This is a genomic window from Acidovorax sp. Root217, from assembly GCF_001428645.1.
In the GTDB taxonomy this organism is placed as follows: domain Bacteria; phylum Pseudomonadota; class Gammaproteobacteria; order Burkholderiales; family Burkholderiaceae_C; genus Acidovorax.
Window position 1 is genome coordinate 1 of record NZ_LMIH01000025.1, and the last position, 5,395, is coordinate 5,395.

Here is a 5,395-nt window from a genome sequence, read left to right on the forward strand (position 1 = left end):
CCTCTTGGCGACGCAAGAGAAAGTTACTGCGCCGCCGGGCGCACACCCCGGCCTCCGCCCTCAACCAAGGCAAGCAGCAACCATCACCACCACCACCACCACCACCGTGTCACAACGTCCCGCAAGCGAAGTGACGAAGCGGGTGGCAGGCAGTGACGGATGCGGGCGCACCGCTCGATTGACGAGCCCATACACCGTTGCAGCTCACTCCGGCGTCTTGAACGACTCCCAGTACTCCATCACCTTGAGCACGCTACGCAACTGGCTCGTCGGCATCGTCTGCGTGCCCCAGGTGGCATAGCGCCCGGCCGTCTCGCCCATGATCCAGAACTGCCGCACGGCCAGGAAGGCGGCAATCGCATCGACGTCTGCCTGGGCCAGCGGGCGCACGCTGCGGTAGCCTGCCAGGTAGTGGCGCCAGCGCGTGAGCCCTGCCTCGTCGAGCACACCGTCCACCTTGCGCGGCAGGTTGTTCCACAGGTACACGCACAGCTCATAGGCCAGCAGCCCAGGGCCGGTGTCGTCGAAGTCGAAGAACGAGGCCACGCGCGTGCCGTCCGGCCCGTCGGTCATGAAGTTGTTGGCCCCGTGGCAGTCGCCATGGCAGGCTACACGCGTGAGCGTGGGCCGCAGGGCGGTGATGCGCGCGTCCAGGCGCCCGGCCAGAGCGCTGTAGTCGGCGCGCAGGCCATCGTCCATCGCGGGTGCCGCACACAGTTGCTGCAGCGGCGCGCGCAGCAGGTCGGGCAGATCGAGCTGGTACAGGCTGGGCGGGCCCGCGTAGCCCTGCGCCAGGTCATGCAGCAGGGCCAGGCCCCGGCCCGTGGCCTCGGTGTCCGGCACGGACTCGCCCGGCCATTCGCCCGGGAGGTGCTCGAACAGCACCAGCGGGCGCGGTCCCTCGGGCAGCGGCAGGTCGATGCTGGCGGCACCATCGCGCGCGGCCAGCGGCGCCGCCACAGGGGCGCCTGCGGCCTTCAGGTGCCAGAGCATCGCCGTTTCGTAGGCGGTATTGGGCGCGCCGCGCGGGCGGTCGGCGCACAGCCGCGCCACGGCCTGCCGGCCATCGGCAAAGCGCAGCTCGTACACCTGGTTGAAGCCGCGCCGCATCAGCACGCAGTGGGCCACGTCGCCCAGCGCGTAGTGCGCCATCACCATGCGCGCGATGGCACCGCCGGTGGGGGTGGTCTGGGCGATGTCGATGGATGGAAAAACGGTCATGGGGGCAGGGCCTGGGTGCGTGGAGGGCCGAGGATTCTGCCTGAACTTGTGGCGCCGTGCGGGGCGCTCAGAACACACTCCCCGCCGCCGTGAAGTCCGCTTCGCGCTCCGCGATGTCGCGCAGCGCCGCCACCAGCGGCCGCAGGTCATCGCGCCGGTGGTGCAGCGCGTAGTCCAGCAGCCCCAGGGGTACGGGGCTGGGCAGCTCCTGCAGCACGCCGCGCCCGCACAGCGCCTGCGCCCAGCCCTGGGGCAGAAGGCCGATGCCGCCGCTGTGCGCCAGCAGGCCGGCGATGGCGCCCCAGTGGTTGCAGAACAGGCGGCGTGCGGGTTGCGCGCCGGCCTGGCGCAGCCAGTCATCGATGAGCTGGGTAACGCCCGATCCCTGGGGCAGGCTGACCAGGGCGTGGGCCTGCAGGGCATCGGCATCCATGGCTGCCAGCCCGGCAGCCACCCCAGGGCTGGCGCACCAGGTGAAGGCGGCCTGCGCGATGGGCACGGAGGTGAGGGCGCTGCGGCTGGCTGGCCCGGCGATCACCGCCACGTCGAGCTCGCCCTTGTCCAGCCGCTCGGCCAGGGCGGCGCCCACGTCCACGTGTACGCTGACTTCCAGGTCGGGGTGGGCGCTGCCGATGGCGGCCACCAGGCGCGGCAGCCAGGTCAGGGCGGTGAGCTCGCCCACGCCCAGGCGGCAGGGGCCACGAAGGCCGGTGGTGCCGCCCATGGCCTGGTGCACCAGGTCGGCCTGCTGCAGCAGGGCTCCGGCCAGGGGCACCAGGCGCGTGCCGGCCTCGGTCAGCGCGGCGCGGTGGCCGGCGCGGTCGAACAGCGATTGCCCCAGCGATGCCTCCAGTTCGGCGATGCGCTTGGACAGGGACGAAACCGACAGGTGCACGCGCTCTGCGGCCAGGGCAAAGCTGCTGCAGGTGGCGGCCCAGTAGAAGGCTTCGAGTTGCTTGAGCGTCATGGATTTTGTTTCTATATGGCGAACAAAGTGATTCTTCTAAATTCGCTTTCTTGCGGAATGCTAATCCAGGACACTGTCTTTCAGTCCTCATTTCCATGGAACTCCAGCGATGTCCACTTCTGCCGCCCCCGCCATCAACCCCTGGCAAGCCTTCGACGGCACGCGCCGCAGCGGGCGCACGCGCGACCTGCTCTCGCTCGGTGATTTCGAGGCCGCAGCCCGCCGCGTGCTGCCGCGCCCGATCTTTGGCTACATCGCCGGCGCGGCCGAGGACAACCGCGCCCTGGCCGACAACCGGCAGGCCTTTGACGAACTGGCGCTGGTGCCGCGCGTGCTGTGCAACGTGGCGCAGCGCGAGCAGGGTGTCACGCTGTTCGGCACCCGCTACGCCAGCCCCTTCGGCATCGCGCCCATGGGCATCGCGGCGCTGTCTGCCTATCGGGGTGATGTGGTGCTGGCGCGGGCTGCAGCGGCGGCGGGCATTCCGGCAGTGCAAAGCGGCAGCTCGCTGATCCGGCTGGAGGAGGTGATAGCGGCCGCCCCCGGCACCTGGTTCCAGGCCTACCTGCCCGGCAAGCCCGAGCGCATCGATGCGCTGCTGCAGCGCGTGGCCGCAGCCGGGGTGCAGACCCTGGTGGTCACGGTGGACATCCCCGTGGCGGGCAACCGCGAGAACAATCTGCGCGCGGGCTTTTCCACCCCGCTGCGCCCCGGCCTGCGCCTGGCGTGGGATGGGCTGGTGCGCCCGCGCTGGCTGTCGGGCACCTTGCTGCGCACGCTGGCGCGCCATGGCATGCCGCATTTCGAGAACTCGTTCGCCGAGCGGGGTGCGCCCATCCTCTCGTCGCGCGTGCAGCGTGACTTTTCCGGGCGCGACCACTTCGACTGGAGCCACATCGCCCGCATCCGCAGCCAGTGGCGCGGCGCCCTGGTGGTCAAGGGCATCCTCAGCCCGGCCGATGCAGCGCTGGCGCGCCAGCACGGGGTGGACGGCATCATCGTCAGCAACCATGGTGGCCGCCAGCTCGATGGTGCGGTGGCCCCGCTGCGCGTGCTGCCCGCCATTGCCGAGCAGGCCGGCAGTGCCATGGTGGTGATGCTCGACGGCGGCATTCGCCGCGGCACCGACGTGGCCAAGGCCCTGGCACTGGGCGCGCAGGCCGTGTTCGTGGGCCGCCCGTTCAACTACGCCGCCGCCGTGGATGGCGAGGCCGGCGTGGCCGCTGCCATCGGCCTGCTGCGCGCCGAGCTGGACCGCAACCTGGCCATGCTGGGTGTAAGCGCATGCTGCGAACTGGGCCCGCAGCACCTGATGGACCGGCGGGCGCCCTGGCCGTTGGCAGACTGGGCCAGCCCTGCCGGCTGAACCTGTGCTGACCACCGGGGTGATGGTCAGGCGATGCTCATCTCCAGCGGCGTGGTCTGGAAAGCGATCTGCCGCCAGGCGCCGCCATCCTCCTGCGTCCACACCTGCAGCACGCGCGAGTCGATGCGCACGGTGCCGGTGCCGTCCTTGCGCACCGCCACCAGCAGTTGCCTGCCGGTCATCACGGCGCTGGTGCCCAGCACCTGTACCTTGAGCTCGGAGCGGTCGATCTGCTGGTACTCGACATGCGTGCCGCCGGAGCGGAAATAGCTGTCGTAGTCGTCCGTCTGCCCCTTGGCATGCACGTGGGTGAGGCCGGGGTGCAGGATCTCGCGCAGCCGCGCAAAGTCGGCGCGCTTCATGGCGTCGCAGCGCTGGGCCTCCAAGTCCAGCAGCAAGGCTTCGGTAGCTGTGGAGGCGGGGAGGTGGTTTTCGGATGTCATGTGGGGCGTTGGGCCAGCCAGCGGATCTCGCCAAGCAGCTCCACCAGGCCGGCCTGGATGAAGCCCAGGGTTGGTTCGTCCACGAGGCGGCCGTCCTGGATGCGGCTGGCCACGCCTGCAATGGCGATGTGCTGGCGCACCAGGGGCCGGGCCAGCGTGGCGGCCAGGGCGTCGCGGATCTCGGCCTGGGCGCGCACGCCGCCGGCCGTGCCGGGCGATGCGGTCATGACCAGCACCGGCTTGCCCTTGAGCGGCGAGGCGAAGCCCGGGCGCGATGCCCAGTCGATGGCGTTCTTGAGCACGCCGGGGATGCCGTAGTTGTACTCGGGCGAGCAGATCACCAGGCCGTCCGCGCCCGCAATGGCGGCCTTGAGCTGCGCCACGGCCGCGGGTGGGCTGTCGCCATCGAGGTCGGCGTTGTACATGGGCACGTCGTCCAGGGGGAACAGCTCCAGCGTGGCCGTGGGCGGCAGCAGCGGGGTGAGGCTGCGCAGCACGGCCGTGCAGTGCGATGCGCGGCGGATGCTGCCCGATATGGCAACGAGGCGGATGGGGGCGGCTTTCGGGTCAGTGGTCACTGGGGTTTGCTCCTTCTTTCAATGGCTTGAGTTTATGCATAAAATGCAAAACATGTACAAAAAAGAAACGCCTACGCGCACACCGCCCCTGGTTGACCAGGCGTTTGCACAACTGCGCCACGATGTGCTCAGCGGTACCTACGCCGCCGGTGCCAAGCTCAAGCTCGACGAGCTGCAGACGGCCTACGGTTTCTCCAGCAGCCCCCTGCGCGAAGCCCTGAGCCGCCTGGCCCAGGAGGGGCTGATACGTTCCGACGAGCGGCGCGGTTTTCGCGTGGCGGCCATTTCGGCAGAAGACCTAGCCGACATCACCCGCATGCGCGTGATGCTGGACGTGCAGGCGTTGCGCGAATCCATCGCCCATGGCGACGATGCGTGGGAGGCATCTGTGGTGGGCGCCTTCCACCGGCTTGAAAAGGTAGAGGGCCGCCTGGGCAATGGCCCCGCCATTCTGGACGAAGGCTGGACCGACCTGCACACCGCCTTTCACATGGCGCTGATTTCCGCCAGCCCGTCGGAGCGACTGCGCGCGATGAGTGCCAGCCTGTTCGACCAGGCAGAGCGGTATCGGCGCTATTCCGCGCGTTTTCGCAAGAGCTTTAAGCACAAGTCCAACGAGCACCGCAAGCTCATGGATGCCACCCTGCGCCGAGATGCGGACACGGCCTGTGCGCTGCTCGAAGAGCACATCCTCAGTACCCAGCGCAATGTGATGACCGTGCTGGCCCAGGTCGAGCAGCAGCTGGGCTGAGAGCGGCTAACAAAACTCTTCTGGCGTCGTTGCTGCGTCTTGTCGTACTACTCGTACTGCCTGCGACGC

Annotated in this window: 6 protein-coding genes; 2 read left to right on the forward strand and 4 right to left on the reverse strand. The window is 69.3% G+C overall.

The window, feature by feature from the left end; all coding sequences use genetic code 11:
- Positions 1 to 204 precede the first annotated feature (204 nt).
- Positions 205 to 1,221: a phosphotransferase enzyme family protein gene (locus tag ASE31_RS23085; protein WP_057204153.1), complete on the reverse strand. Its 1,017-nt coding sequence runs from the start codon at positions 1,219 to 1,221 to the stop codon at positions 205 to 207.
- Positions 1,222 to 1,288: 67 nt separating this feature from the next.
- On the reverse strand, positions 1,289 to 2,188 hold the full coding sequence (locus ASE31_RS23090) for a LysR family transcriptional regulator (RefSeq protein WP_057204154.1): 900 nt from the start codon (positions 2,186 to 2,188) through the stop codon (positions 1,289 to 1,291).
- A 109-nt stretch (positions 2,189 to 2,297) separates the two neighbouring features.
- On the opposite strand from ASE31_RS23090, the gene ASE31_RS23095 reads away from it, so the two are divergent.
- The gene (locus ASE31_RS23095; protein ID WP_057204155.1) at positions 2,298 to 3,554 is read left to right on the forward strand and encodes an alpha-hydroxy acid oxidase; all 1,257 of its coding nucleotides are present in this window, start codon (positions 2,298 to 2,300) and stop codon (positions 3,552 to 3,554) included.
- A gap of 26 nt (positions 3,555 to 3,580) precedes the next feature.
- Here the strand turns inward: ASE31_RS23095 and ASE31_RS23100 are convergent, their stop codons facing one another.
- Both ASE31_RS23100 and ASE31_RS23105 read right to left on the reverse strand, forming a co-directional pair.
- On the reverse strand, positions 3,581 to 3,997 hold the full coding sequence (locus ASE31_RS23100; RefSeq protein ID WP_057204156.1) for a nuclear transport factor 2 family protein: 417 nt from the start codon (positions 3,995 to 3,997) through the stop codon (positions 3,581 to 3,583).
- Positions 3,994 to 4,575 (reverse strand): NADPH-dependent FMN reductase, encoded by a 582-nt coding sequence (locus ASE31_RS23105; protein WP_082604321.1) that lies wholly within the window; start codon positions 4,573 to 4,575, stop codon positions 3,994 to 3,996. The genes ASE31_RS23100 and ASE31_RS23105 overlap by 4 nt, the downstream gene beginning before the upstream one ends.
- Positions 4,576 to 4,609: 34 nt before the next feature.
- Between ASE31_RS23105 and ASE31_RS23110 the strand changes: the two genes are divergently transcribed.
- Positions 4,610 to 5,326 (forward strand): GntR family transcriptional regulator, encoded by a 717-nt coding sequence (locus ASE31_RS23110; RefSeq protein ID WP_057204157.1) that lies wholly within the window; start codon positions 4,610 to 4,612, stop codon positions 5,324 to 5,326.
- Positions 5,327 to 5,395 lie beyond the last annotated feature (69 nt).